20 protein-coding genes are annotated in these 24842 nt (G+C 27.3%); 1 reads left to right on the top strand and 19 read right to left on the bottom strand.

Annotated elements, in window-relative coordinates; translation table 11 throughout:
* Positions 1–10: 10 nt before the first annotated feature.
* From XO12_RS02540 to XO12_RS02525, 4 genes are read right to left on the bottom strand one after another with little or no spacing between them, the layout of a single operon-like run.
* Positions 11–2044: a chemotaxis protein CheA gene (locus XO12_RS02540; RefSeq protein WP_047265006.1), complete on the bottom strand. Its 2034-nt coding sequence runs from the start codon at positions 2042–2044 to the stop codon at positions 11–13.
* Between the two features lie 12 nt (positions 2045–2056).
* Entirely contained in the window at positions 2057–3265 is a 1209-nt protein-coding gene (locus tag XO12_RS11590; RefSeq protein ID WP_047265007.1) for a nicotinamide-nucleotide amidohydrolase family protein, read from the bottom strand.
* Between the two features lie 40 nt (positions 3266–3305).
* On the bottom strand, positions 3306–5462 hold the full coding sequence (gene glgX, locus XO12_RS02530) for a glycogen debranching protein GlgX (RefSeq protein WP_047265008.1): 2157 nt from the start codon (positions 5460–5462) through the stop codon (positions 3306–3308).
* A gap of 10 nt (positions 5463–5472) precedes the next feature.
* Entirely contained in the window at positions 5473–5706 is a 234-nt protein-coding gene (locus tag XO12_RS02525) for a DUF3783 domain-containing protein (RefSeq protein ID WP_047265009.1), read from the bottom strand.
* A 191-nt stretch (positions 5707–5897) separates the two neighbouring features.
* On the opposite strand from XO12_RS02525, the gene rd reads away from it, so the two are divergent.
* Positions 5898–6059: a rubredoxin gene (gene rd, locus XO12_RS02520; protein ID WP_047265010.1), complete on the top strand. Its 162-nt coding sequence runs from the start codon at positions 5898–5900 to the stop codon at positions 6057–6059.
* A 50-nt stretch (positions 6060–6109) separates the two neighbouring features.
* On the opposite strand, the gene uvrA is transcribed toward rd, so the two are convergent.
* The 15 genes from uvrA to plsY all read right to left on the bottom strand — a co-directional run bounded on the left by uvrA (position 6110) and on the right by plsY (position 24822).
* Entirely contained in the window at positions 6110–8929 is a 2820-nt protein-coding gene (gene uvrA, locus XO12_RS02515) for an excinuclease ABC subunit UvrA (RefSeq protein WP_047265011.1), read from the bottom strand.
* Positions 8930–8987: 58 nt separating this feature from the next.
* Positions 8988–9569 carry a CPBP family intramembrane glutamic endopeptidase gene (locus XO12_RS02510; protein WP_047265012.1) on the bottom strand — a complete coding sequence of 194 codons (582 nt, stop codon included), beginning with the start codon at positions 9567–9569 and terminating at the stop codon, positions 8988–8990.
* Positions 9566–11152, bottom strand: coding sequence for a CTP synthase (locus tag XO12_RS02505; protein WP_047265013.1), 1587 nt, complete (start codon positions 11150–11152; stop codon positions 9566–9568). The genes XO12_RS02510 and XO12_RS02505 overlap by 4 nt, the downstream gene beginning before the upstream one ends.
* Before the next feature lie 72 nt (positions 11153–11224).
* On the bottom strand, positions 11225–11479 hold the full coding sequence (acpP, locus tag XO12_RS02500; RefSeq protein ID WP_047265014.1) for an acyl carrier protein: 255 nt from the start codon (positions 11477–11479) through the stop codon (positions 11225–11227).
* A 143-nt stretch (positions 11480–11622) separates the two neighbouring features.
* Entirely contained in the window at positions 11623–12447 is an 825-nt protein-coding gene (locus tag XO12_RS02495; protein ID WP_047265015.1) for a hypothetical protein, read from the bottom strand.
* 4 nt (positions 12448–12451) lie between these two features.
* On the bottom strand, positions 12452–13717 hold the full coding sequence (hisS, locus tag XO12_RS02490; RefSeq protein WP_047265016.1) for a histidine--tRNA ligase: 1266 nt from the start codon (positions 13715–13717) through the stop codon (positions 12452–12454).
* Positions 13718–13727: 10 nt separating this feature from the next.
* Positions 13728–15230, bottom strand: coding sequence for a TrkH family potassium uptake protein (locus tag XO12_RS02485; protein WP_047265017.1), 1503 nt, complete (start codon positions 15228–15230; stop codon positions 13728–13730).
* 4 nt (positions 15231–15234) lie between these two features.
* A complete protein-coding gene (locus XO12_RS02480; protein ID WP_052913116.1) occupies positions 15235–15918 on the bottom strand; it encodes a TrkA family potassium uptake protein in 684 nt (227 codons plus the stop codon).
* On the bottom strand, positions 15908–16345 hold the full coding sequence (locus tag XO12_RS02475; protein ID WP_047265018.1) for an NAD(P)-binding protein: 438 nt from the start codon (positions 16343–16345) through the stop codon (positions 15908–15910). The genes XO12_RS02480 and XO12_RS02475 overlap by 11 nt, the downstream gene beginning before the upstream one ends.
* Positions 16335–17018 carry a response regulator gene (locus tag XO12_RS02470; RefSeq protein ID WP_047265019.1) on the bottom strand — a complete coding sequence of 228 codons (684 nt, stop codon included), beginning with the start codon at positions 17016–17018 and terminating at the stop codon, positions 16335–16337. Before XO12_RS02470 ends, XO12_RS02475 begins: the two co-directional genes overlap by 11 nt.
* Before the next feature lie 10 nt (positions 17019–17028).
* Positions 17029–18420: an ATP-dependent protease ATPase subunit HslU gene (gene hslU / locus XO12_RS02465; RefSeq protein WP_047265020.1), complete on the bottom strand. Its 1392-nt coding sequence runs from the start codon at positions 18418–18420 to the stop codon at positions 17029–17031.
* Positions 18421–18528: 108 nt separating this feature from the next.
* The gene (locus XO12_RS02460) at positions 18529–22020 is read right to left on the bottom strand and encodes a polysaccharide biosynthesis/export family protein (protein WP_175419638.1); all 3492 of its coding nucleotides are present in this window, start codon (positions 22018–22020) and stop codon (positions 18529–18531) included.
* 12 nt (positions 22021–22032) lie between these two features.
* Positions 22033–22491 (bottom strand): tetratricopeptide repeat protein, encoded by a 459-nt coding sequence (locus XO12_RS02455; protein ID WP_047265022.1) that lies wholly within the window; start codon positions 22489–22491, stop codon positions 22033–22035.
* On the bottom strand, positions 22481–24226 hold the full coding sequence (locus XO12_RS02450; RefSeq protein WP_047265023.1) for a hypothetical protein: 1746 nt from the start codon (positions 24224–24226) through the stop codon (positions 22481–22483). Before XO12_RS02450 ends, XO12_RS02455 begins: the two co-directional genes overlap by 11 nt.
* Complete coding sequence (plsY, locus tag XO12_RS02445; RefSeq protein ID WP_084822589.1) at positions 24223–24822, bottom strand: glycerol-3-phosphate 1-O-acyltransferase PlsY; 600 nt, start codon at positions 24820–24822, stop codon at positions 24223–24225. Before plsY ends, XO12_RS02450 begins: the two co-directional genes overlap by 4 nt.
* Positions 24823–24842: the final 20 nt, after the last annotated feature.

Genomic DNA, 24842 nt, shown 5'->3' with positions numbered 1-24842 from the left:
AATCACCTCTTTATATTTCGTTTAAGTTCGTAATGTCTAATATTAAAGCTATTCTACCATCACCTAAAATTGCACCACCACTGAACTCTTTTACACTATTTAAATATTTACCCAGAGGTTTTATAACGATATCGTCCTGTCCTAAAAGGCTGTCAACGACAACACCATATTTTTTATTTGCAGTTTTTACAATAACAACCTTTTCTATATAATTATTATCATTTCTTTTCATTTTAAAGATATCTCTTAATCTTATTAAAGGAATGACCTCACCTCTTAAAACAAAAACTTCATTTCCCTGAACTATTCTAATATCACCATCTGTCATTTTTTGTGTTGTGTCAATATTAGCAATAGGTATTGCATAAACAAAATCGTCAATTGTCACTAACAAAACCTGTATTATGGATAATGTCAATGGAAGTCTTATAATTATTTTTGTTCCAATATCTTTTTTTGAAGAGATAGTAACACTACCATTTAAGGATTCAACAACAGTTTTAACTACATCCATTCCGACGCCGCGGCCAGATAAATCTGTTGCCTGTTTTTTAGTAGAGAAGCCGGGTAAAAATATAAAAGAGAAAATTTCTTCATCACTCATTGTTTGAATCATAGAAGGATCAACAAGTCCTTTTTCTACCGCTTTGTTTGCAATTATTTCTCTATCTAATCCTTTTCCATCATCTTCGACGCTAATTACAACGCCATCACCTTCATGCCATGCAGATAGTTTTATAGTACCAACTTTAGATTTTCCTTTCTTTATTCTTTCGTCAACGGGTTCTATGCCATGATCTATAGCGTTTCTTATTAAATGAATTAAAGGATCACCTATTTCATCTACAACAGTTCTATCGAGTTCTGTATCTTCACCTTCAATTATTAAATTTACTTCTTTTTTTAGTTTTTTTGCAGTATCTCTAACAACTCTTGGAAATCTATTGAAAACAAATGCAATAGGAATCATTCTGATTTTCATAACAATATTTTGTAAATCCAGCGTTATTCTACTTAAATTTGCGAGACTTTCATCCACATCTTTTATTTCGTATTTTCTCAGTGTTTCAGTTATTCTACTTCTGGAAATAACCAATTCAGCCATTAAATTCATCAATTGGTCTAATTTTTCAATATCGACCCTTACTGATTGAAGTTGTATTTTTTTCTTTGATGTGGAAGGATTTTCCGCTGAAACACTCTCTTTTTTATTATTGTTTATTTCCTTTGGGACACTATCCTGTTTTTCAAAATCTTCATTTTTAAAAGTATTTATGGCTATACTTTCAACTTCTGAAATTCCTAAAAGCTGTTCTCTTAATTCATCAGCAGAGACATTTATTATTACGCCTAATTCAATTTCGAGGTCGAATTTTTCATCCTCTATATCCTGCGAAGAAGGGTTGGTATAGACAACTTCTCCTCCTAAATCATCGATTTTGTGTAAAACCATAAAAGCTCTTGCGGCTTTTAACTGTACATTTTTATCAAACTTAACATTAATTAGGAAAAAGTTAAGATTTTTTTCCTTTGCGACATTATATAAATTTTTCAAGGATTCTCTTGTTATGTCATCTAAATGAGATAATTTATCGGAAGCATTAGCAGCTTGAGATGAAACGGTAATGTTTTCATTTGCATTCTGTAATGTTTCTATATTTTCAACAATATATTTTTCTAAAATAGATATTAAATCATCTAAAGAAGTTAAATTTCCTTTTCCACCATTTGAAATATCGGCTATACTTTCATTGAGAGCGTCAAGTGTTTTAAAAAGTAAATCAATTAAATCTGAGGTAACTTTTGTTTCACCTCTTCTTATTTTGTCCAGGATATTTTCCATTTTATGGGATACTTTTGCAATTTTATCAAATCCCATGGTACCCGCCATACCTTTAAAGGTATGCATAACCCTGAAAATTTCATTTACTTTTTCCATATTTTCAGGATTATTCTCTAATTCTAATAATTCATCATTTAGTTTTTGTAAATTTTCATTGGCTTCCTCGATAAAAACATTTAAATAAATATCCATTTCACCCATAAGAAAAACCTCCTATAAAAACAATTTTAAAAATCTTATTAGCGAGTAGAAAGCAGCTTTTCTTTTTATTAATATTCGATTTCCAGAAAATATTTTCTTTTCTATTATTATTTTACCACATAAATTACAATAAAATCCAAAAAAGATAGTTCCTACCGGTAAATGTTTTGTTCCACCTTTAGGTCCAGCAATACCGCTTATCGAAATTGAATAATCAGAATTAAATATTTTTGCGGTATTTATTGCCATTAATTTAACAGTTTCCTCACTTACGGCACCGTAATTCTTTAAAACTTCATTATCCACATATAATAATTTATTTTTTATGAAATTATTGTATGCAACAATAGAACCTTTATATACTCTGGAAGATCCAGGAATATTTGTTATAAAATTGCCAACCAGCCCACCTGTACACGATTCAGCAGTGCTTATGGTTTTGTTATTATTAGATAAGTTGTTTATAATATATTTTAATGGATTATATGGAACGACATATTCTATAAGTTGATTATTTATAAAATCAATAATGGATTTTAATTTTTCTTTATTATCTTTAAATATCAATGAAGGTCCTATATCCAATTCGAGTTTTGTAGAATAATTGATATCTTTTAAATGCTTTTCTAATATAGAAATTAGCTGCGATTCAGTAATATTATAAAATTGTATTTTTTTTGTATATATTATTTTTTTATCGAATTTATCAAAAATATTTTTGAAATACTTTTTGAAAATATAAAGAGCTTCATCAGGAGGACCTGGTAGTAAAATATAATGTTTATTGTTTTTTGTTATATAAAGTCCTGGCGCACTACCAATATCATTTTTTAAAATGATAGAATTTTCAAACACATAAGCCTGTTGTTTTATAAACTTATTTGGGGTTTTTCCGAATCTTTTATAACGATTAATAATATCATTGTAAACATCTGTATTCAGAATTAAGTCAATATTTAAAAATTCAGCAACGGTATTTCTTGTGATATCATCAATTGTGGAACCCAACCCACCTGTAATTATAATCACGTCATTTTTAGTTGAAAGAAAACTCAAAGAAGATATTATATCTTCTTTATTATCCCTTACACACATATGAGTAGAAACTTCAAATCCTTCATTATATAAAATATTTGAAATTTCTTTTGATGTAATATTTGAAATTTCTCCTTCAATAAGTTCATCGCCTGTGCTTAGAATACCTACTCTTATATATATCACTCCTATAAAATTCTTATATATATTTTACCACAAAATACAATTATTTAGAAATTAATACGATTATACTCTTTGTTTTTACAATATAATTATTAGAAACTTTTTGAGGAAAATCAAGAAAATCATCTGGTGAATCGAAATACGTATCAATAACTCGAAACCAGCTTTTATTATTAAGAGCTGGAAGTTCAAAGGACAAATCTTTTTCATAAAAATTTAGGGCAACGTATATATCATTATCTGGAGGAACATTTTGATTTACAAAGTCTATTCCGCTAATCATAAAAGCCAGAGATTTAGAATAATAAGAGAAATCTGGTTGATTTAATTTAATTCCATGCCATGTAATATCAGGTATTCCATCACCACTGTAATCTTTTCCGGTAAAAAAGTGCTCTCTCCTTAATGTATGATGTAATTTTCTGAAATTAATTACTTTTCTTACAAATCGAAAAATATCCGAAAAATCATCCTTTCTCTTCCAATCTACCCAATTCTTAATTGTATCCTGACAATAAGCGTTATTGTTACCGTATTGTGTCCTACAAAACTCATCTCCCATATATATCATGGGAGTTCCTTGCGAAATCATAAGTATTGTAAAAAAGTTTTTTATCTGTTGTTTTCTAACTTTCAATATGTCTAAATTATTGGTTTCACCTTCAATTCCATAATTAAAGCTATAATTATCATTAGTTCCATCCTGATTATTTTCGCCATTTTCTTCGTTATGCTTATTATTATATGAAACAAGATCCCACATTGTAAAACCATCGTGAGAAGTTATGAAATTAACACTTGCCATAGGAGATTTATTCCCATATAGGTCTTCACTACCGGCTATTCGACATGCAATTTCACCTGTTAATCCCATATCACCTCTAACGAACTTTCTAACAGAATCTCTGAATTTTCCATTCCATTCAGCCCAACCTTCTGGAAATGCTCCTAAAAAATAGCCCCCTGCAGCATCCCATCCTTCAGCAATTAATTTAGAGCCAGAAATTATAGGATCCTCAGCAATGTCTTTTAACAATGATAAATCTCCTATCCAATTTCCATTAGAATCTCTACCAAGTATAGAAGCTAAATCAAATCTAAAACCATCAACATGCATTTCTGTTACCCAATATCTCAAACTATCAATGATTAAATTTTTAACAACAGTATTGTTGCAATTGAAAGTATTACCACATCCGGAATAATTTTCATAGTATCTTTTATTTTTACTCAAAATATAGTAAACAGAATTATCAATTCCCCTAAAAGATAATGTAGGTCCTAATTCATTTCCTTCTCCTGTATGATTATATACAACATCTAAAATAATTTCAAAACCTTCTTTATGAAGTATTTTCACAAAATCTTTGAAGAGAAATACCTGCTCTCCTATTTTTAGATCATTGGAATAATTTCCAGTTACAGCAAAAAAAGCCAGAGGATTATACCCCCATACATCTTTTAGTTTTTCACCTGTAATGGGATTATTTCTTATAATGGAATTCGGATTAAATTCAAATATAGGCATCAATTCTACGGCATTAACTCCTAAATCTTTTAAGTAAGATAATTTTTCAATAATTCCGTCAAATGTTCCTCTGTTCTTGATGTTAGAATTAAGATTCATAGTAAACAGTCTTACATTCATTTCATAAATTATCAAATCTTTTAATGGGATTCTTGGATGAACATCATCTTCCCAATCATAAACGCTATCATCTATTACTACGGATTTTGTGGGACTTTTAGCAGAATCAATAGTAGAAAATGAAAGATCTAACAAAGATGATTTTTTATCGTATCCATAAACGCTATCCTCATCCCAATTATAAGAACCAGAAATAGCTTTTGCGTAGGGGTCAGATAATAATTTGTATTTATTAAAACGCAACCCATTAATAGGGTCATAAACACCATCCACTCTCCAACCATAAAACTGCCCATGTTTGATATCATGAATATAAATATGCCATATATTCCCTGTTTTGTTTTTTATTGGATCTAATTCAAATACGTGTGAAGGTATATCATCATAAAAATTCTGGTATAACTCTAAAATTACTTTTGTGCTGTTTTTAGTAAAAATGCCAAAATTAACTCCCCCGGAGTCCACGATAGCTCCTAATTTGGGATACCCCCTACTTGTTTTTAATAATACTGAATTATCAGGATTATTATAATAAAAATTAGAATTTTTCATATAATCATCTCTATTTCCTTTCTTCTATAGCTTTTTTTAAAGCTTTTTTCACCTCTATATCTTCTTGTTTTAATTCGTTTATCAAATCTTTAATTGTCCAATTTATATTTGTTTCTGTAGTTGTTGCGAATATTATTCTCGGCATACCTTCAACATTTTTTATAGCTTTCATTATCTTATTTATTTCATCGCCGGTAAATCCGTTTAATATAATTACAGGTGTTTCTTTTATTTTGTCAAACATCAAAACAACCCCTTCCTTATTTTTATGAAATATCTTATTTTTTATTATATAATTATATCATAAAAATAGGTAAAAAGTTTTTTTATTTTAATTTTTAAAATATAAATTGTCTCTTGACAAAATAAGAAAAAAATAGTATAATATTTTTGTAATCATTACAAAAATAATCGGATTTTATGGGAGGGAAAATTATGAAAAAATATGTATGTACAGTTTGTGGTTATATTTATGATCCAGAAGAAGGAGATCCAACAGCAGATATTCCTGCAGGAACATCATTTGATGATTTACCAGAGGATTGGGTATGCCCAATGTGTGGAGTTGGAAAAGACATGTTTGAAGTTCAAGAATAATATACTATAAAAAATGGCATGCTTAAGCATGCCATTTTTTATAAAAATTTTTATAGAATTTTTTTTAAATATTGACCTGTATATGTATTTGCTTTTATTATATCTTCTACAGTTCCATTTGCAAGTATATATCCCCCATTTTCTCCACCTTCAGGGCCTAAATCGATTATATAATCGGCATTTTTTACGACATCTAAATTATGTTCTATAATAATTACAGTATTACCTTTTTCAACTAATTTGTGTAAGACCTCTATTAATTTCTTTACATCTTCAAAATGTAATCCTGTAGTTGGTTCATCGAGAAAATATAGGGTTCTTCCCGTAGCTCTTTTTCTTAATTCTGAGGTTAATTTAATTCTTTGAGCTTCTCCACCTGATAAAGTAGTTGCTGGCTGCCCAAGTTTAATATAACCAACTCCAACATCATTTAACAGTTGTAATATGTTTTTAATTCTTGGTATATTCTGGAAAAAATCAAGTGCTTCTTCAACTGACATATCCAGAACATCTGCTATGGATTTCCCTTTATATTTAACATTCAGAGTTTCTTTGTTATATCTTTTACCTTTACACACATCACATGTAACATAAACATCAGGAAGAAATTGCATTTCTATTTTTAAATAACCATTTCCATTGCATGCTTCGCATCTACCGCCTTTTACATTAAAACTAAAGCGTCCTTTTTTAAATCCTTTCATACGAGCTTCTTTAGTTGCAGCAAACAAATCCCTGATTAAATCAAAAACACCGGTATAAGTAGCAGGATTACTTCGAGGCGTTCTTCCTATAGGAGATTGGTCAATGGCTATAACATTGTCTATATATTCAATTCCTTCTATTTTTTTATAATAACCGGGTTTGACTTTAGCTTTCCTTAATTCTTTTATTAAAGCCGGATATAATGTATCCATAATTAAAGATGATTTGCCAGAACCAGAAACTCCTGTAATTACGATGAATTTTCCTAAGGGGAACATTACATCGACATTTTTTAGATTATTATGTGATGCACCATATAATTTTAACACTTCATTCCTTTCAATTTTTTTTGTATGATATTTTATAATATCAATTCTTTTTTTTCCTGTTATGTATTGTCCTGTAAGCGAATCTTTTGGGTTTTTCAATAAATTTTTTATCCAACCACTATATACAACTTTTCCACCATTAATTCCAGCGCCAGGACCTAAATCAACTATATAGTCTGAAGATTTTATCACCTCTTCATCATGTTCAACAATTATAACTGTATTACCAAGATTTTTTAATTTTTTCAATGTTTGAATTAATTTATCATTATCTCTTGGATGCAGTCCAATAGTTGGTTCATCTAAAACATATGTAACTCCTGTTAAACCAGATCCAATTTGTGTAGCGAGTCGGACTCTCTGTGATTCACCACCAGAAAGCGTATTTGCAGATCTTGAAAGGGAAATATATCCCAGACCAACATCCGTTAAAAATCCCAATCTTTTTTTTATTTCATTTAATAATTCACCAACTATTTTTTTTTCAAAATCTGTTAATGTAATATTTTCGAAAAAAAATTTTGCTTTTTCAATTGGCATATCTGAAATTTCTTGTATATTTTTTTCATTTAGTTTGATGCTTAGCGGTTCAATTTTCAATCTTTTTCCTCCACAAGTTTGACATATTTTCATAGTCATAAATTCATTTTGGTAATAGTTACGCATTTCATCTGAATCGGTAGATTTATATCTTCTTTCATACATGTTATACAAACCTTCAAATGTTTTTTTGAAAGTATACACGCCATTTGGAGTAATATATTCAAAAGTGATTTTATCCTTTGTGCCATATAATAAAGCGTTTTGTGTTTCAGTTTTTAATTCTCTGATTTTTTTTTCTGGATTGTCGTTATAATGCAAAATCACTTTTTCCAAAGTTTTAATTATATATGTATCTTTTCCGGCTTTCACTGCGCCATTATATATATTTTTATCAGGATCCAGAATATATGAAGGTTCAAATTCATATTTAAATCCCAAACCATGACAATCTTTACAGGCACCATAAGGGCTATTGAATGAAAATAATTTTGGAGTAATTTCTGGAAAAGTAAAACCGCATTCAGGACAAACTAATTTTTCACTATAGATTTTTGATTTAATAATATTTTCATTATTATCAAGTTCTCTAATTTCTACAAAACCATCAGATTCTTTTAATGACAATTCTATAGCTTCATACAATCTTTCAAAATTTTCTTTTTTTAATTTCAATCTATCTATTAATAAGTTGAGTGTATGCCTGTAACTTTTTTTCAAAGAGACAATGTCTTCCAGATCAAATATTTCTCCATCTATTTCAATTCTTTTATAACCATTTTTTTTCATCTGTTCAATTTCTTTTTTAAATTCGCCCTTTTTTTCTTTTGCTATTGGTGAGAACACATAAATCCTTGAACTGTCATCAAACTCCTTATATACTTTATCTATAATTTCGTCTATTGAAGATTTTTCCACTGGAATATTACATTTAGGACAGAAAGGTTTTCCAATTCTGGCAAATAAAACTCTCATGTAATCGTATATTTCTGTCACGGTTCCAACTGTAGATCTTGGGTTGTGTGAAACAGATTTTTGCTCTATTGCTATAGCCGGAGATAAACCTTCAATATATTCAACATCAGGTTTTTTTAATTCTCCCAGGAACATTCGAGCATATGAGGATACTGATTCTAAATATCTTCTCTGTCCCTCAGCGTATATTGTATCCATAGCTAATGTAGATTTTCCTGAACCAGAAAGACCGGATATTACCACCAATTTATTTTTTGGAATTTTTACATCGATATTTTTTAAATTGTGTTCTCTTGCACCTTTTACATGAATATAATTCATAAATTCACCTCAAAATATTAATTGTATAATAATTATAACACAATAATAGATATTAAAATTATTGCAATTTATATATTCTATATAATGCTGGAAAATCGATTAAAAAGTGTAATATAATTGCACTTAACAAACCATATTTAAAATAAACATACGAAAAAAATAAACCAAAACCAAATCTTATAGGAAAAGTTATAAAGAAATATCGTTTGTTTTCAATGCCATTGAATAAGTTAAATATATGTATTAATGCGAATAATAAAGATGAAATCATAACGGCTATATATATATTATTATAGATAAACAGTAATTTTGTATTTAAAATACCTCTAAAAAAAACTTCTTCTACTATTGATGCAGATAATGGTATTAATATCATCCTTTTCCTGTTAATATAAATTCTAAATGAATCACTTTTTATCCATTTTTGTGGAAGAAAAATTATTATTATTCCATATATTATAAAAATAATGTATATATAATAGGGTAATTTTATATGTAATTTTAATTTGTATATGAATATTAAAAGTGTAAATATAACAGATTTTACGATTAAAGATTTTTCAAATGAAAAAAATTTTTCTATTGAGTATATAATAAAAAAGTAAATTAGAATTATAATTAATAAAATTATAATATTCATTTTTTCTCCTTTAAATCATTTAATTTTTTTATGAAAGCTTTAAAGATTGGGTGTGGGGATCCAACTTTACTCTTTAGTTCAGGATGAAATTGAACACCTATGAAAAATGGATGATTTCTTAATTCAACAGCTTCAACAAAATCTGATTTAGCAGAAATAATTAATTTATTATCTATATTTTTTTCTTCTGAATAAGCAAAAAGATCTTTGAATTTATCTAAATTAACTTCATATCTATGTCTATGTCTTTCAAAGACAATATCTGTTTTATATATTTCATATAATTTTGTGTTTTTTAAAATCAATGTTTTTTGAGCCCCTAACCTCATAGTTCCACCTAATTTTAATATCTTTTTTTGCTCTTCCATTATGTCAATAACAGGATATGGTGTTGTAGGATCAAACTCGTACGAATTAGCATTTTTAAGTTTTCCGATGTTTCTTGCAAATTCTATGACCATTATTTGCATTCCCAGACATATACCAAATATAGGTATTTTATTTTCTCTTGCTATTTTAACAGCTTTTATTTTTCCCTCAATACCTCTTTTGCCAAAGCCACCTGGAATAATTATACCATCATATCTGGATAATAATTCTTTTGTTTCTTCCTCTGTTAGGTCTTCAATTTGTTGTGAATCTATTAACTCAGGCTTTTCTGCTCCACATAAAAATATACTTTCTATAATACTTTTATAAGCATCATCGGTTCCAAGATATTTTCCTACTAATGCTATTTTTATTGGTAAAAAGTTTTTAGGATAATTCCAGTTTAGTTTATTATCTATTTTTAAATTTAAATTTTCGGCAATTATATGTTGAACACCGATATTGTATAATTTTTCTGGAACTTCATAAACATTGTCAACATCAGGTAAATTAATCACGTGTTTTCTGTTTACACCTGCAAACAAAGCGATTTTATCAAGACTATTTGAATCAATAGATTTTTCTGTTCTAATAATTAACATATCTGGATGTATCCCGATTTTCCTGAGTTGCTGTACAGACTGTTGAGTAGGTTTTGTTTTGAATTCGTTAGTTACGCTTAAATAAGGAACAAAAGTAACGTGTATGAAAAAAAAGTTTTCTATTCCCGCTTCAAGTGACAATTCTCTTACGGCTTCCAAAAATATTTCACCTTCAATATCTCCAACGGTACCACCAATTTCTATTATTAGTAAATCTGTGTCAATATTTTTTATTCTGTTTTTAATCTCTTCAGTAACATGAGGAACCATCTGTACAGTAGCTCCTAAATATTTTCCTTCACGTTCTTTTTCTATAATACTTTTAAAAATTTGTCCAGCTGTAATATTATTATATCTTTTCATATTGATTCCTAAAAACCTTTCATAATGCCCAAGATCTAAATCCGCTTCATAACCATCATCGGTAACAAAAACCTCTCCATGCTGATTTGGATTCATTGTACCTGCGTCTACATTTAGATATGGATCTATTTTTAAAGAGTTAACTTTAATACCACTATCTTTTAGAATTCTTCCAATTGAAGCAGAAACAATACCTTTTCCAATACCACTTAAAACACCACCAGTTATGACAATATATTTTTTCGCCATATTTATCCCTCCAGCATTTTTATAGTCCTTTTAAATAAAATAAGGGAAGCGAAAGCTTCCCTTATAAGGTTGTTATTCTTCTTCTATTTTTAATTTTTCAGCTAACGAATTAATAACATCCTCTACAGTTTTGATGTTCTCTAATTCTTCATCTTCAATTGTAACACCCAATTCAGATTCAAAAGCCATTGTCAGGTCAACAAGTTCTAAAGAATCCGCATCTAAGTCATCGGTGAATGAAGCATCTAAAGTAACCTCTTCTTCTTCAACATTTAAAGTTTCTACTATAACCTCTTTTACCTTTTCAAAAAGTTCATCTCTTGTCATATTAATACCTCCCTATTAGATTTCACAAGACAGCCATTGCGTTAATAAAATGAATTAATAAAATCGGTATTATTATATTAATATTTTAATACCTTGTCAAGTAAAAAAAATATGTATTTTCTGTAAAATTTAAAACGTTTTCTTTAAAACAACTTTTTAATTTTTTCTGCATCTTCTTTTGAAAGAATATTTTTTTCGAGGAGTTTTTCAAGGATTTTTAATCGATTTTGTACATTCAATTTTGAAATTTCAGAATATAAATAACTCAAAAATTCTTCTTTTGAGTTAAAATTTTCCTGTTTAATGTTTTCAAAGGGATCAGATACATCTTGCTTAATCTCTTTTTTCATTTTTTCTAAATTTATTTCATAAGTTCCATCAGCTTTATATAAAGAATTTGTTTCTTTTAACAACGAAATTAGTAAAAACCATTCATACAAATTAAAAGTTATTAATCTGAGAAACATTATAAAATTAGCATCTCTATATTTTAAAATAGGTTCTTTAATCAAATTTTTCTGAATTTCAATATTTTGTAGGTAAAATTGATCTTTTATTATTCTGTTTATTAATTTTATATAGGTAAACCATATGAAAAATAAAAATAAAAAAAAGAGGAACGTATCAAATGTTGGTAAAACAAATTCAATATTTTTCAGTTCTTCAACAGAAGAAATATTGCTATAAAAACGTTCTAATTGATTTGAAATTTTAATAAAAATTATAGTAAATCCAGAGAATGAAATTATGTAACCAAATAGAATTTTTAAAGAATTGTTTTGTTTAAGATTAAAAAATTCCAGATCCTCAGTTTTAAATAAGATTTTAATTCTTTTTATATGTTCATCTCTATTTTTAAGTAATATATGATATACAAACATGGTAATAGCAAAACTCAAGGGCCATAAATAAGGAATAATATACATAATCATTCCAACAAGAACTATTAATGGATTTAAAAGAATCATAACATCACTCCAATGAAACTTTTTCTTTTAAAATTTGCGGAGCCCAATAATTTTCTATTTCAAATTGCTCTCCAGTATTCATATTTTTAACAGTTATTGTATCTGTTTTTATTTCATTTTCTCCTATTATAACTACAAAATGTGCTTTTATTTTATTTGCATGTTTCATCTGATTTCTAATGCTTCTTTCGGAAATATTTAAAAATACATTTAATCCTTCATTTTTTAAAGTTTTTGAAAGCTTTAAAGCAGCAATATCTGTATTTTCACCAGCATATGCAATATATATATCTATTTTTTCAGGATTTTCAATCTCAATATTTTCTTTTTTTAAGGCTAAAATAATCCTTTCAATTCCCATTCCAAAACCTATCGCAGGAGTGTTTTTGCCACCTATTTCCTCAACTAATGAATTATACCTACCCCCACCTAATATGACAGATTGTGCGCCAAGATCCATATGTTCAATTTCAAAAGCTGTTTTTGTATAGTAATCAAGGCCACGGACTATTTTAGAATCTATCTCATAATTAATGTTTAATTCATCTAAATATTTTATAACTTTATCAAAATGAGTTTTACAATCATCACATAAATGATCTAATATTGTTGGGGCATTTTTAGAATAATTTTTATCTATTTTACAATCAAGCAATCTCATTATATTGGTTTCATATCTTTTCTGACAATCATCGCATAATTTTGATAATAATGGTTTATAATATGCTTTTAGTTTATCTCTATACACAGGACGACATTTTTCACATCCAATACTGTTTATTTTTATTCTGTAGTTTTTTAATCCAAATGATTTTAATAATTCGTCTGCTAAAATAATAGTTTCGGCATCTGAAATAGGTGTATTTGTACCAAAAATTTCAATTCCTATCTGATGAAATTGTCGTAGTCTTCCAGCCTGAGGTTTTTCATATCTGAACATAGGGCCGATATAATATAATTTTATTGGGGAGCCAAGGTTAATCATAGAATTTTCAACATATGCTCTCACTACCGATGCAGTACCCTCTGGTCTTAAAGTAACAGAACGTCCTCCTTTATCTTCAAAAGTGTACATTTCTTTTTGAACTATATCTGTATCTTCGCCAACACTTCTTTTAAATAATTCAGTAGGTTCAATTATTGGAGTTTTAATTTCTTTATAGCCATATTTTAAAAATGTTTCTCTTGCTTTTTTTTCTATAAAGTACCAGTATTTTGACTCTTCACCAAAGATATCCTGAGTACCTTTAAACTTCTTATATTGAGCCATACATCACCCTTTAAAAGGGGTCACCTCCTCTAATTTTCAAAAATTTAATTTGAATTATATCCTTTATATCTCTAAAGATTTTAATTATAGCAAAGAATATTACAAAAAATTCAAGTCTTCCGAGATACATGCCAATTGTTTCTATCCATATAACCCCCAATGGTGAATCTGGAGTTGTTATTCCTATAGAAAGTCCTACTGCAGATAATGCTGATGCATATTCAAATAAAGAATCTTCCATGGAATAACCATAAGATAATAATACTAATACTCCTATAGTATATATTAAAAAATACATAAATACTACTGCAATTACATCTTTTAAAGTATCGTAAGAAATTTTTTTCTTTGAAATACCTTTATATACTTCTATATGGAAAATACTTCCTTCTGGTTTAAAATAATTGTTTATTTGATGAGTGATTATTTTCCATATAACGAATATCCTGAAAAGTTTTAATCCTCCAGAAGTTGAATCCATCATCCCACCTAATATCATTAATATTGTCATAATAAGTAATCCAAAACCATTCCAATTTTCAAACGAAACTGTAGAAAATCCTGTTCCTGTAAGAGCAGAAATAGTTTGGAAAGCAGAATATCTTAATCCACCCCAAAAACCGTATAATAATTTTGTTGTGAAAAATAAGATTAAAGGTATTGATATTATCAATATAAAAAACATAGTTTTTGGTTCGGGATTTTTTTTGAATAAATCTCTACGCTTTAGAGCTGCATAGTGGACTCCAAATCCTGTTCCACCAGCAATCATTAAAACCATAATAATTATTTCAGCGTTAATATTATTAAATTCTCCTATACTATTAACTTTTGTGGAAAAACCACCTGTGGCTAGAGCAGTCAATGTATGGTTAAAAGAATCAAAAAAAGATAATCCTGCTATGAATTTTAATAAAATAATACCTATAATAGCCCATGATATATAAATTCCAAAGATTATTTTTGCAGAATCCCGCAAGTTTGGAACGACATTATCAGTTCTTCCCTCTGCCTGATATAATCCAACACCAAGAGCGCCTGTAGCTATAACCATAATTAATGCAAATCCGGCGCCCCCAAAATATTGCATTAGACTTCTCCATAATAAAAAGATTTTAGGAATTTTTGTAACGTCTACAAGAGTAAGTCCAGTAGTTGTCCAGCCACTTGTTGATTCAAAAATAGCCTGATGTATATTCAATATTCCAGAAAAAACGAATGGTAATGCAGAAAAGAATATTGCTAATGTCCATACCAGAAATATAATAACTATAGCATCCTGAATATTTATTGCAGAATTTTTTGTATTCCAGCTCAATAATATAAAAAAAGAACCTGTGAATATACTTATTAAACCTGCTTCCAAAAAACTATAAAAAGAATTTAAATCTTTATAAAATAGAGCTAACGATCCAAATAAAATTAATCCAATACCAAAATATACCAGCATTAAGCCGGTATTTCTAAAAACTAATTTATATCGATATTTTAAGTTAGAAAGGTATTTTGGCATATTTTCATCCTTTCAATAGTTTCAGCTTAACTTCAGGAACTTTATCTTTTAATGAAAAAATAACCAATTTATCTCCAGTCAATATTTCAGTATTTCCCTGAGGGACAAAAATTTCATTTTCGCGTATAATCATGCTTACAATAGAATTTTCTGGCATATATAAATCTTTTAGCTTTTTATTAGCAGCAAAATCCTGTTTTTTTATTTTTACTTCTATAATTGCTAATTTATCAGCATAGGGATTAAAAAAACTTAAATTTGTTTGATATTCTATAGAAGCTTCTATTAATTTTTCTATCCAATTTGTAATACTAACAGTTTCAATATAATTTTGTAAAAATAATTTTTCATTTTCAGGATAATTAACAAGGGATATTACACGTATATCTTCGTAAAGTTGTTTGATTAACCAGGAAACAACGAAATTTAATGCATCATCACTTGAGAGAGAAATTACACCTCCAACTCTGTTTGGTGCCATATCAAGACTTTCTAAAAAAGTTATTTCTGTTGGATCATGCAAAATTCCATCTAAATTTGAATAATATGCTTTTAAAGATAAAATTCTATTTATATTTTCCTGATTTGCTGAAATATAGTATACATTATGTCCCTGATATAATAAATTTCTCACTATTGAATAAGCAATATTCTCTCCTTCAACAATATAAAAGATTTTATTTTTCATTTATTACACCCTCATTTCCTACCAATTCGTCAACTGCATGCTCAATAGGACAAAATATAGTTAATCCAGCTTTTTCAAAAAGATTTTTTTTATGTGGATCATTAACTCTTGCTATTATTTCCAATTTTTGGTTTTTTGTTTTATAAAAAGTATTGCAGGCATTTGCAAGCATAAAATTTAAATTATCATCTGGAGTGACGATATATATTAAATCGGCTTTTTCGGCTTTTACCTGATCTAAAATAGCAATATCAGAACTGTCGACTACCATCGAAAAACCTGTAAAATTATATTTTTTAAGACGTTCGAGAGCTTCTGGCAATTTATCCACAACAATTACATTATGATCTTTAGAAAAGCGTCGGGCTAATTCAGATCCCAGTCTCCCACATCCAATAATAATAATATATTTCATTTTATTTTTCATTATTATGCCCCTCCAGGATTTTGACAATAACATTTTCAAGTTCCCTGTCTTTAATACTGTTTTCAGAAAGTGCTAATGCTGCTTTATAATGTTTTTTTAGAAGATTTATATTTTTTAGTTTTTTCCAGTATAAATATCCAAGTAAAAAGTGACCTTCATATCTATTAGGATTCTCAAAAATTAAAGTGCTTATTTTATCTTCAAGCATAAAAAATTCCAGATTATTATTTTCGTCAAAATTTATTATTTCATTTCTTAATTTTCTGTATTTTCCTTCAAAAGTTTCACCCTTGAATATAGATTCTGCAAGCATAATAGCAAATTCTTCTGGAACTATCGGTTTTTCAATCCAATCCAGAGCACCAATTTTAAATATATTTTTTATTGAATTTAAGTTCATTTTATTGCTAACAATATATAAAGGAGTTCTGGGTTGATATGTTTTTAACACTTCTAAATAATCTACAATATTCTCACCATGCAATTCTATTTCACTAATTATAAGTGAAAATTTCTCTTTGAAATTATTTTCGTTATCTAAAAAATTTTTAAAATCATTTAGAGTGTAAATAATAGTATTAATATGGTCAATATTCTGGAGATAATTATTGATCATCTTTTCATATAAAATTACAATTTCAGGAGAATCATCGATAATTAAAATTTTATGCATGAAAAACCTCCTAAAGGATAAATTCGCTTAAATCCTTATTTTCTGCAAGATTTCCTACTCTTTGTTTAACATATTCCTTTGTAATTTGTATATCAACTTCTGAACCTAAAGGAGCTTCAAAAGAAACCTCTTCAAGCACTCTTTCTACAACAGTATATAATCTTCTTGCGCCGATATTTTCAATTCTTTCATTTAACTCAAAAGCAATTTTGGCAATTTCATTTATTCCATCATCTGTAAATATTAAATTAACACCGTCAGTTTCCAGCAAAGCTTTATATTGTTTGGTAATAGCATTTTCTGGTTCAACTAAAATTCTGACAAAATCCTTTTCTGTTAAAGCATCTAATTCCACTCTAATAGGGAATCTACCCTGCATTTCGGGAATTAAATCAGAAGGTTTAGAGACGTGAAATGCACCAGCTGCGATAAACAGCATATAATCAGTTTTAATTGGTCCGTGTTTGGTTACAACAGTTGTGCCTTCAACAATAGGCAATAAATCTCTTTGAACACCTTCACGAGAAACATCTGGACCAGATCCTCCAGATTTAGCAGCAATTTTATCCATTTCATCTATAAAGATTATGCCTCTATTTTGTGCTCTATCTATAGCTTCTTGAATCATTTTATCTTTATCGATTAATTTCTCAGCTTCGATAGGTAATAATAATTTTCTTGCATCTTTTATTTTCAATTTTTTTCTAACAGTTTTTTTCGGCATCATATTTGAGAACATTTCTCCAATTTGTATTCCCATATCTTCAAATTCCGGACCCAATCCTGCAAACATTGGAGTTGCAGATTCCTCAACCTCAATTTCAATTTCAATTTCTTCTAATTCTTTATTTTTTAATCTTCTTCTTAATTCTTCTCTTCTTTCATGAACATTTGAATCATGAATTGGCTCTTCCTTTTTAGGTTGATTTTGACCAAACATATTTAATAAATCCATGAAATTTCCAGCAGATGGATGTTTAGGTTTTTTTATTCCCATTAATGAATCTAAAATTTTTTCTTCAACTAATTCTTCAGCATTTTCTTCAACATCTTTCATCATTTCATTTCTTACCATATTGATAGATACATTAACCAATTCTCTTATCATTGATTCAACATTTTTTCCAACATATCCAACCTCTGTAAATCTTGTAGCTTCAACTTTTATAAAAGGAGCATTGGCAATTTGAGCCAATCTTCTAGCTATCTCTGTTTTACCAACTCCTGTTGGACCAATCATTAAAATATTTTTAGGCATAATTTCTTTTTTCATTTTTTCAGGTAATTTTAATCTTCTGTATCTATTTCTTAAGGCTATTGCCACAGCTTTTTTAGCATTTGTTTGACCTATAATATATTTATCTAATTCTTTTACAATTTCTTTTGGAGTTAATTCTATCATAACATATGCCTCCTCATATATTTTTGAAGATACTAACTTTTATTAATTAAATAGAATAAATTTTAATATATAAAGAACCATAATCTAAATCCCCTTCGGGGATTTAGATTATTGTCCTAAGATACTATTAATATTATTGTATGTTGTGTATCCAGCGTTGAAGAAACTCATAAAGTTATTAACAATACTCATAACATTTACAACGTTAGTTAAAATATTTTTAGGAATATATATAATATCGCCAGGTTCTAATAATTTGTTCATATTTTCTGGAACATTTTCACCATTATAAAACTCTTTTAAGTTCAAAACAATTGGTGGTTGATCAGGGCCATCGGTGAATAAAAATACATTTGACAATTCAGCAGTTTGAGTTCTTACACCTGCTTTAAATAAAGCTTCAATAACATTTAAACCTTTAGTATAAGGTATAACTCCAGGCTTTGAAACTTCACCAAATACATATATATATTGATTATGTGTTGATGGAACATATACAACAGTACCAGGCTCAATTAAAACTGTATTCAGATTTTTAACTTTATCCAAATCTATTTTTTCAAAATCTCCATTTGCTTTATATAAATTTATGTATTTTTGAGTTTTCCAATCAATAGATAATTGCCCTAATAATTCAGTTAATGGTATAGGAATTTCACTTTTTATGCTTCTTGGTGTTGTGTTTCCCAACACAGTAATATAGTTTAAATTAACATCCAGAATAAAGTTTACATAAGAGCCTTCAGGTATTTTTGAAAGCGGATTATTAATTACATCTAAAGAGTTATATTCAGCAATTTTTTCATTTTTATTATATACTACAATAGTTCCCTCATTTGATGGGGAAAAACCATTAACACTGCTAAATACGTCTATTAAAGTTACATAATTTTTATTTTTTGGTGTAACAACCTTGATAGATCCGTTTTTATAAATTAAAACTGTATCATTTTTAACTTTTTTTACATTCACATAAATTTCATTTGTTATTGGAGTTTTATTTAATACATTTTCTGCTTTTATACCATTATAAGTATTTATATTATTATTGCTTTTTACCGTTATTTCATATTTCTCCGATGGTACATATCCAGCTTTCAGTAAAATACTCCATAATGAGTCATTTAGTTTAGCAGTATACACACCGTTTGCTATACCTTCACCTAAAATATAAACATCTCTTCTTGAACTTTTTGCCATAATCATAGTTCCCGGTTCTATTATATCATTATAAATTTTATTTTCTTCAATAGTAATCTGTTTTGAAATATCTTTATTGACTAAAAGTAATTCTCCACTAAAACTGTTATTAAAACCTCTTGCTTTTGAAATAATTGCAGAAAGCGTGATTGGTTCTGAAATATCAAAGTCTATTTTTCCTGTATAGTTAAAAGCACCAGAAGTATAAACATAATTCTTTTTAATTTTGATTGTTATGATGCTTCCAGGTTTGAGTGAATCATATTCGAAATGTTCAACATTATTTTCAGTTAAACCTAATTTAGCTAAAATAGTTTTTTTATCAATATTTTCTTTTTTATCAAAATAGATAGTTTTTGATATATCTCCAACAACATATACAAATTTATTAACAGGAATAAAATCGATATACATATTGTTTTTCAAAGAAATATTGGTTGTAGCGACAAAAGTGTCTTTAGTATCAGGATCAAAAATTCTGATTTCAGTTAAGTCTTTATCAACACCTAACTTGCCAACTAAAGTATCTAAATCAAAGTTTTCAGTTTTTGAGAAAGAAATTTTACCTTTATTATTAACATATACAAATTTTTCAACAGGAATAAAATCGATATACATATTGTTTTTCAAAGAAATATTGGTTGTAGCGACAAAAGTGTCTTTAGTATCAGGATCAAAAATTCTGATTTCAGTTAAGTCTTTATCAACACCTAACTTGCCAACTAAAGTATCTAAATCAAAGTTTTCAGTTTTTGAGAAAGAAATTTTACCTTTATTATTAACATATACAAATTTTTCAACAGGAATAAAATCGATATACATATTGTTTTTCAAAGAAATATTGGTTGTAGCGACAAAAGTGTCTTTAGTATCAGGATCAAAAATTCTGATTTCAGTTAAGTCTTTATCAACACCCAATTTACCAACTAAAGTATCTAAATCAAAGTTTTCAGTTTTTGAGAAAGAAATTTTACCTTTATTATTAACATATACAAATTTTTCAACAGGAATAAAATCGATATACATATTGTTTTTCAAAGAAATATTGGTTGTAGCGACAAAAGTGTCTTTAGTATCAGGATCAAAAATTCTGATTTCAGTTAAGTCTTTATCAACACCCAATTTACCAACTAAAGTATCTAAATCAAAGTTTTCAGTTTTTGAGAAAGAAATTTTACCTTTATTATTAACATATACAAATTTTTCAACAGGTGTAAATTTTATAATCATACCTTTGATAAGTGAAATATTTTTCGTAGCTTTAGATGATATTCCGGTTTTTGGATTAAATATTTCAATACTGTAATCTTTTTTATCAATACCCATTTTACCCAATAAAGTATTCAAATCAAAAGTTTCTTTTATATCAAATACGATTTTTCCTCCGCCTTTATTTGAACTAACATAAACATATTTTTCAACGGATTCAAATTCTATAATTTCTCCAATATTTAAATTATAGTCGTCATTAATATTATCCAATTTCCCATTTTCTTTACTATATATTGTATACGTAATGTATTTCGGGTCAATTCCAAGTTTAGCCATCAAAGTTTTCATAGTAAATGGTTCATCTTTATCAAATATTATTTTACCACTTTTATTTAAGCCAAAAACATAAACATATTTTTCTAACTTATTAAAAATAACAGTATCACCTTTTTTTAGAGTTATATTTTTATTATTTTTTAAATCATCAAAAGAATAGTTTAACATTTCATCATTTCTTAATACAATAATGGAATTTTCAAAATTTTCTGGATTAATGTTTGAAAGAGAAATAACATCTTTTAATGTAATTCCGTTAAAATATGGGATAGTTTTTATTCCGAAATTTGTGTATACATTAATATTGGTATTAAATTCAAAAGGTATGACAATGGTTGAATTTTCAGGTACTATAGGATCATTTTCTAATAATAACCCTTTGAATAAATTAGTAATATCAACTTTTTTTTCTGTGCCATCAGGAAATTTAACTATGGCATAAGAACTTTTCCATGGTTCCGCAAATCCACCACTTAAAGAGATAATTTTTGTTAAGGATAATTCAGGTTTGGGCAATTGTATAATACCGGATTTTCTAACATTTCCAATGACTTGAACTTCAAATGGAGCATAATTAACAATACCCAGAGTAACATTAGGTGATTTTATATAAGTGCTTATTTTATCTTTTATTTCCTTTTCAAGTGCTTCAATGTTTTTTCCAATTGCAGTTAATCTTCCAATCGGTGGAACAGTAATCTTCCCATCTGGACCAACCATAATTTTTTGGTTAGAATATTCTGGATAACCAAAAACCCATAATCCCAAAACATCACCCGTTCTAATTGTATAATTTGCAAAAAGTGAAATTCCCATAAGGATAATCAGAATAATAGACATTTTTAGTCGCACTGCTAAAACCTCCTATATATTATTTTTTGAATTAATGATTTTTTCTATTAAATTTAGTTCCTGACTTGAAAATCCATTCATTTTTAAAATTTCTAAAGTATTTTTTGCATATTTATAATTATTTATTTTTAAAGCAGCCTTTATTTTTATTAGGTTCATGTCAATGAAAAATTTATCATTAGCATTAATTTTTAAGCATTCCTCATAGTTACCAGAATTAAATGAAGATTTTAAATAATAGTAATGAGTTTCTTCAGTATTTAATCCATTTTCGATAGATTTTTTAAAATTTTCGAATGCTAAACTTGATTCATTTTTTAATAAATAACATACACCTAAATTATGGTATATTAAAGGATTTTTTGAATCTTCTTTTAAAGCTAGTAAATAGTTTTTAATGGCTAAATCGATATTGTTTAAACTTAGATATTTATTTCCTAAATTAAGATAATAGTTGCTTTTATTCTGCAATTCCAACACCTTCCGAATAATAATACATTGTATCACTCATTATTTTACTATCTATTTGTAAATAAATCTTTACCGGCCTAATTCCAGGAGCTATGGGAGGGTAAATTTTATAGGTAATATTTTGTATTATTTTTTTGTTTATTTTTATGTAGTTTTCAAAGGTCATAAGATATTCTTCTGGGATAAGATAACCACCAGTTAAGTTAATAAGATATCGAAATTTTTTATCTATTATTTTATCTGAAACAAGATATAAAGAAATATTTGTAAATAAAAAAGGTATAATATTCGTAATATTTATATATTTTTCATAATTTGTATTTTCCGTATCATTTAATATGATTATAGAATCGTTTTTTAAAAGAGGAATCATTTCTAAAAATAAATATTCCATATTATCAAAATTATAAATACGAGGTTTTTCTAATTTTTTATTATAGTCAAAAGCATATCGACCTTCTGAATCTGTAATATAAATTTTTCTATTAATGAAATTAATAAAATTACTTCCTGGTGAAATAGTGCTTATTTTTAAATTAATCATCATTTTAGGTACATCAAAATCAATTCCATATAAAAATACATGATAAGGAACTATATCTCCAACAAAATCAACTTGATCCAAAATCAATTTATAACTTGAATAATCAAATTTCATTAGAATTCCGTTATTATAATTTAACAAATAAGAAAAATCAAATAACTTGATGAATTTTCCATTTTGATATAAATAAGTACCATCATTCATAAAAGAAATTAAAAAAATATTATAAGGTAATGATACAATATTCAAAGGTTTATGAGAATTTTTTAGAGGAATAATTGATTCGATTTTTTTCGAATAAGTTGAAAATACAAGAACCTGTTTATTTTTTATATCAATTAAGTTTATATCTTCTTCCGAAAAACTTCCATTTGTTATAATATAGTTATTATCCAGAGCGATTTTTTCCAATAAATTCCCATAGTAATCAAGAATAAGAATACTATTATTTTTTGCATAATAAGTCCAGAATCTTCCGACTTTATCTAATCCAATTAATAAAAGATTATCATATTTGCTAATTTTTTCGAAATAGAACTTTTTTTGTAAAGAAAAATTTTTTATTACATAAAGACCGGTGTTTCCGGAAACATAAAAATAGTCTGTGCGCTCATCATAATATATATTTAGAGGAATAAAATCTTTCCCTATAGCATTTTCAAATTTTATCCAGTTTTCATAAGAATTATCCAGGTTGGTATAGTAAATTAACTTATTTTGTATATCTAATAGATATATATAAGAATTTACTATAAGAAAATCATTAGCCATAAAGTATTTTTCATTAGCATTTATAATATTTTTTATTTGTTTAAATTCTTTTATTTTTATTTCTGGTGAAATTATTTTTTCAATGTTATTCAGGGAGTTTATAAAATTCAAAAGTGATATTGCTTCAGTGTTTGAAGGAGAAAAAAACAGAATGTTATTTAAATCTTCTTTAGCTTTTTCAATATTTCCTAATAAAAGATCCAGTTTAGCAGCAAAATACCAAAAATATGGAACGTCTCTTAAATAAATTTGATTTGACATAGCTTCTTCTAATTTCAAACGAGCTTCATATTTTTTACCAGAAAAAAAACTATTTAGGCTCTCTGAAAATAACCTTCGAGCCATTTTTTCACTATCTGTTAAATTTTGAGAAAAGGCAATTGAATAAAATAATATAAAAATAAATATTATTTTTTTCATCTTTTAAAGGACCTTCTAAAAATTTCTATAATATCTGTTTTCCTTTCATTATGGTTTAATAATCTTTCAATATTGGATCTATGTTTATAAATACTAATTAAAGCTAAAACTATATTTAATAAAGCAAGTTTTGGTGAATAAATAAAGCTAATAATTCCAATTATACTTAAAGTAGAAATTGATGCCAAAGAAACATATTTAGTTGTTAAGGTTAAAGGTATCCATATTAGAAAAAATATTAAAGCTAAAGCTGGGTTTAAAGCAAAATAGACACCAACGGTAGAAGCAACGCCTTTTCCTCCTTTGAATTTTAGCCATACAGGATATATATGACCTATAACAGAAAAGAAAGCTACAAAATATGCAATATCTTTATTAAAATTAAAAGCAATAAATGTTGGAAAAAATGATTTTAAAAGATCTAAAATCATACTTAGTATTCCATAAAATGCTCCCGCATTTCTTAAAACATTTGTACCACCAACATTACCGCTACCAACTTTGGTAATATCTATTCCTTTTAAACGAGCAATTAGAAAACTGAATGGAATTGAACCAAATAGATAACCTAACATTATCCATAAAACAACAGTCAAGATAATCACCTCATTATTTG

Source organism: Marinitoga sp. 1154 (genome assembly GCF_013363285.1).
Classification (GTDB): domain Bacteria; phylum Thermotogota; class Thermotogae; order Petrotogales; family Petrotogaceae; genus Marinitoga.
Note: the sequence above shows the minus strand (reverse complement) of the source record. Positions and strands in the feature narration are given on the sequence as shown.

Bases quoted from the DNA above. Each gene is read 5' to 3' on its own strand.
- XO12_RS02540 (WP_047265006.1), bottom strand. From the start codon at position 2,044: ATGGGTGAAATGGATATTTATTTAAATGTTTTTATCGAGGAAGCCAAT.
- glgX (WP_047265008.1), bottom strand. From the start codon at position 5,462: ATGAAAAATTCTAATTTTTATTATAATAATCCTGATAATTCAGTATTA.
- XO12_RS02525 (WP_047265009.1), bottom strand. From the start codon at position 5,706: ATGTTTGACAAAATAAAAGAAACACCTGTAATTATATTAAACGGATTT.
- rd (WP_047265010.1), top strand. From the start codon at position 5,898: ATGAAAAAATATGTATGTACAGTTTGTGGTTATATTTATGATCCAGAA.
- uvrA (WP_047265011.1), bottom strand. From the start codon at position 8,929: ATGAATTATATTCATGTAAAAGGTGCAAGAGAACACAATTTAAAAAAT.
- XO12_RS02510 (WP_047265012.1), bottom strand. From the start codon at position 9,569: ATGAATATTATAATTTTATTAATTATAATTCTAATTTACTTTTTTATT.
- XO12_RS02505 (WP_047265013.1), bottom strand. From the start codon at position 11,152: ATGGCGAAAAAATATATTGTCATAACTGGTGGTGTTTTAAGTGGTATT.
- acpP (WP_047265014.1), bottom strand. From the start codon at position 11,479: ATGACAAGAGATGAACTTTTTGAAAAGGTAAAAGAGGTTATAGTAGAA.
- XO12_RS02495 (WP_047265015.1), bottom strand. From the start codon at position 12,447: ATGATTCTTTTAAATCCATTAATAGTTCTTGTTGGAATGATTATGTAT.
- hisS (WP_047265016.1), bottom strand. From the start codon at position 13,717: ATGGCTCAATATAAGAAGTTTAAAGGTACTCAGGATATCTTTGGTGAA.
- XO12_RS02485 (WP_047265017.1), bottom strand. From the start codon at position 15,230: ATGCCAAAATACCTTTCTAACTTAAAATATCGATATAAATTAGTTTTT.
- XO12_RS02480 (WP_052913116.1), bottom strand. From the start codon at position 15,918: ATGAAAAATAAAATCTTTTATATTGTTGAAGGAGAGAATATTGCTTAT.
- XO12_RS02475 (WP_047265018.1), bottom strand. From the start codon at position 16,345: ATGAAAAATAAAATGAAATATATTATTATTATTGGATGTGGGAGACTG.
- XO12_RS02470 (WP_047265019.1), bottom strand. From the start codon at position 17,018: ATGCATAAAATTTTAATTATCGATGATTCTCCTGAAATTGTAATTTTA.
- hslU (WP_047265020.1), bottom strand. From the start codon at position 18,420: ATGATAGAATTAACTCCAAAAGAAATTGTAAAAGAATTAGATAAATAT.
- XO12_RS02450 (WP_047265023.1), bottom strand. From the start codon at position 24,226: ATGAAAAAAATAATATTTATTTTTATATTATTTTATTCAATTGCCTTT.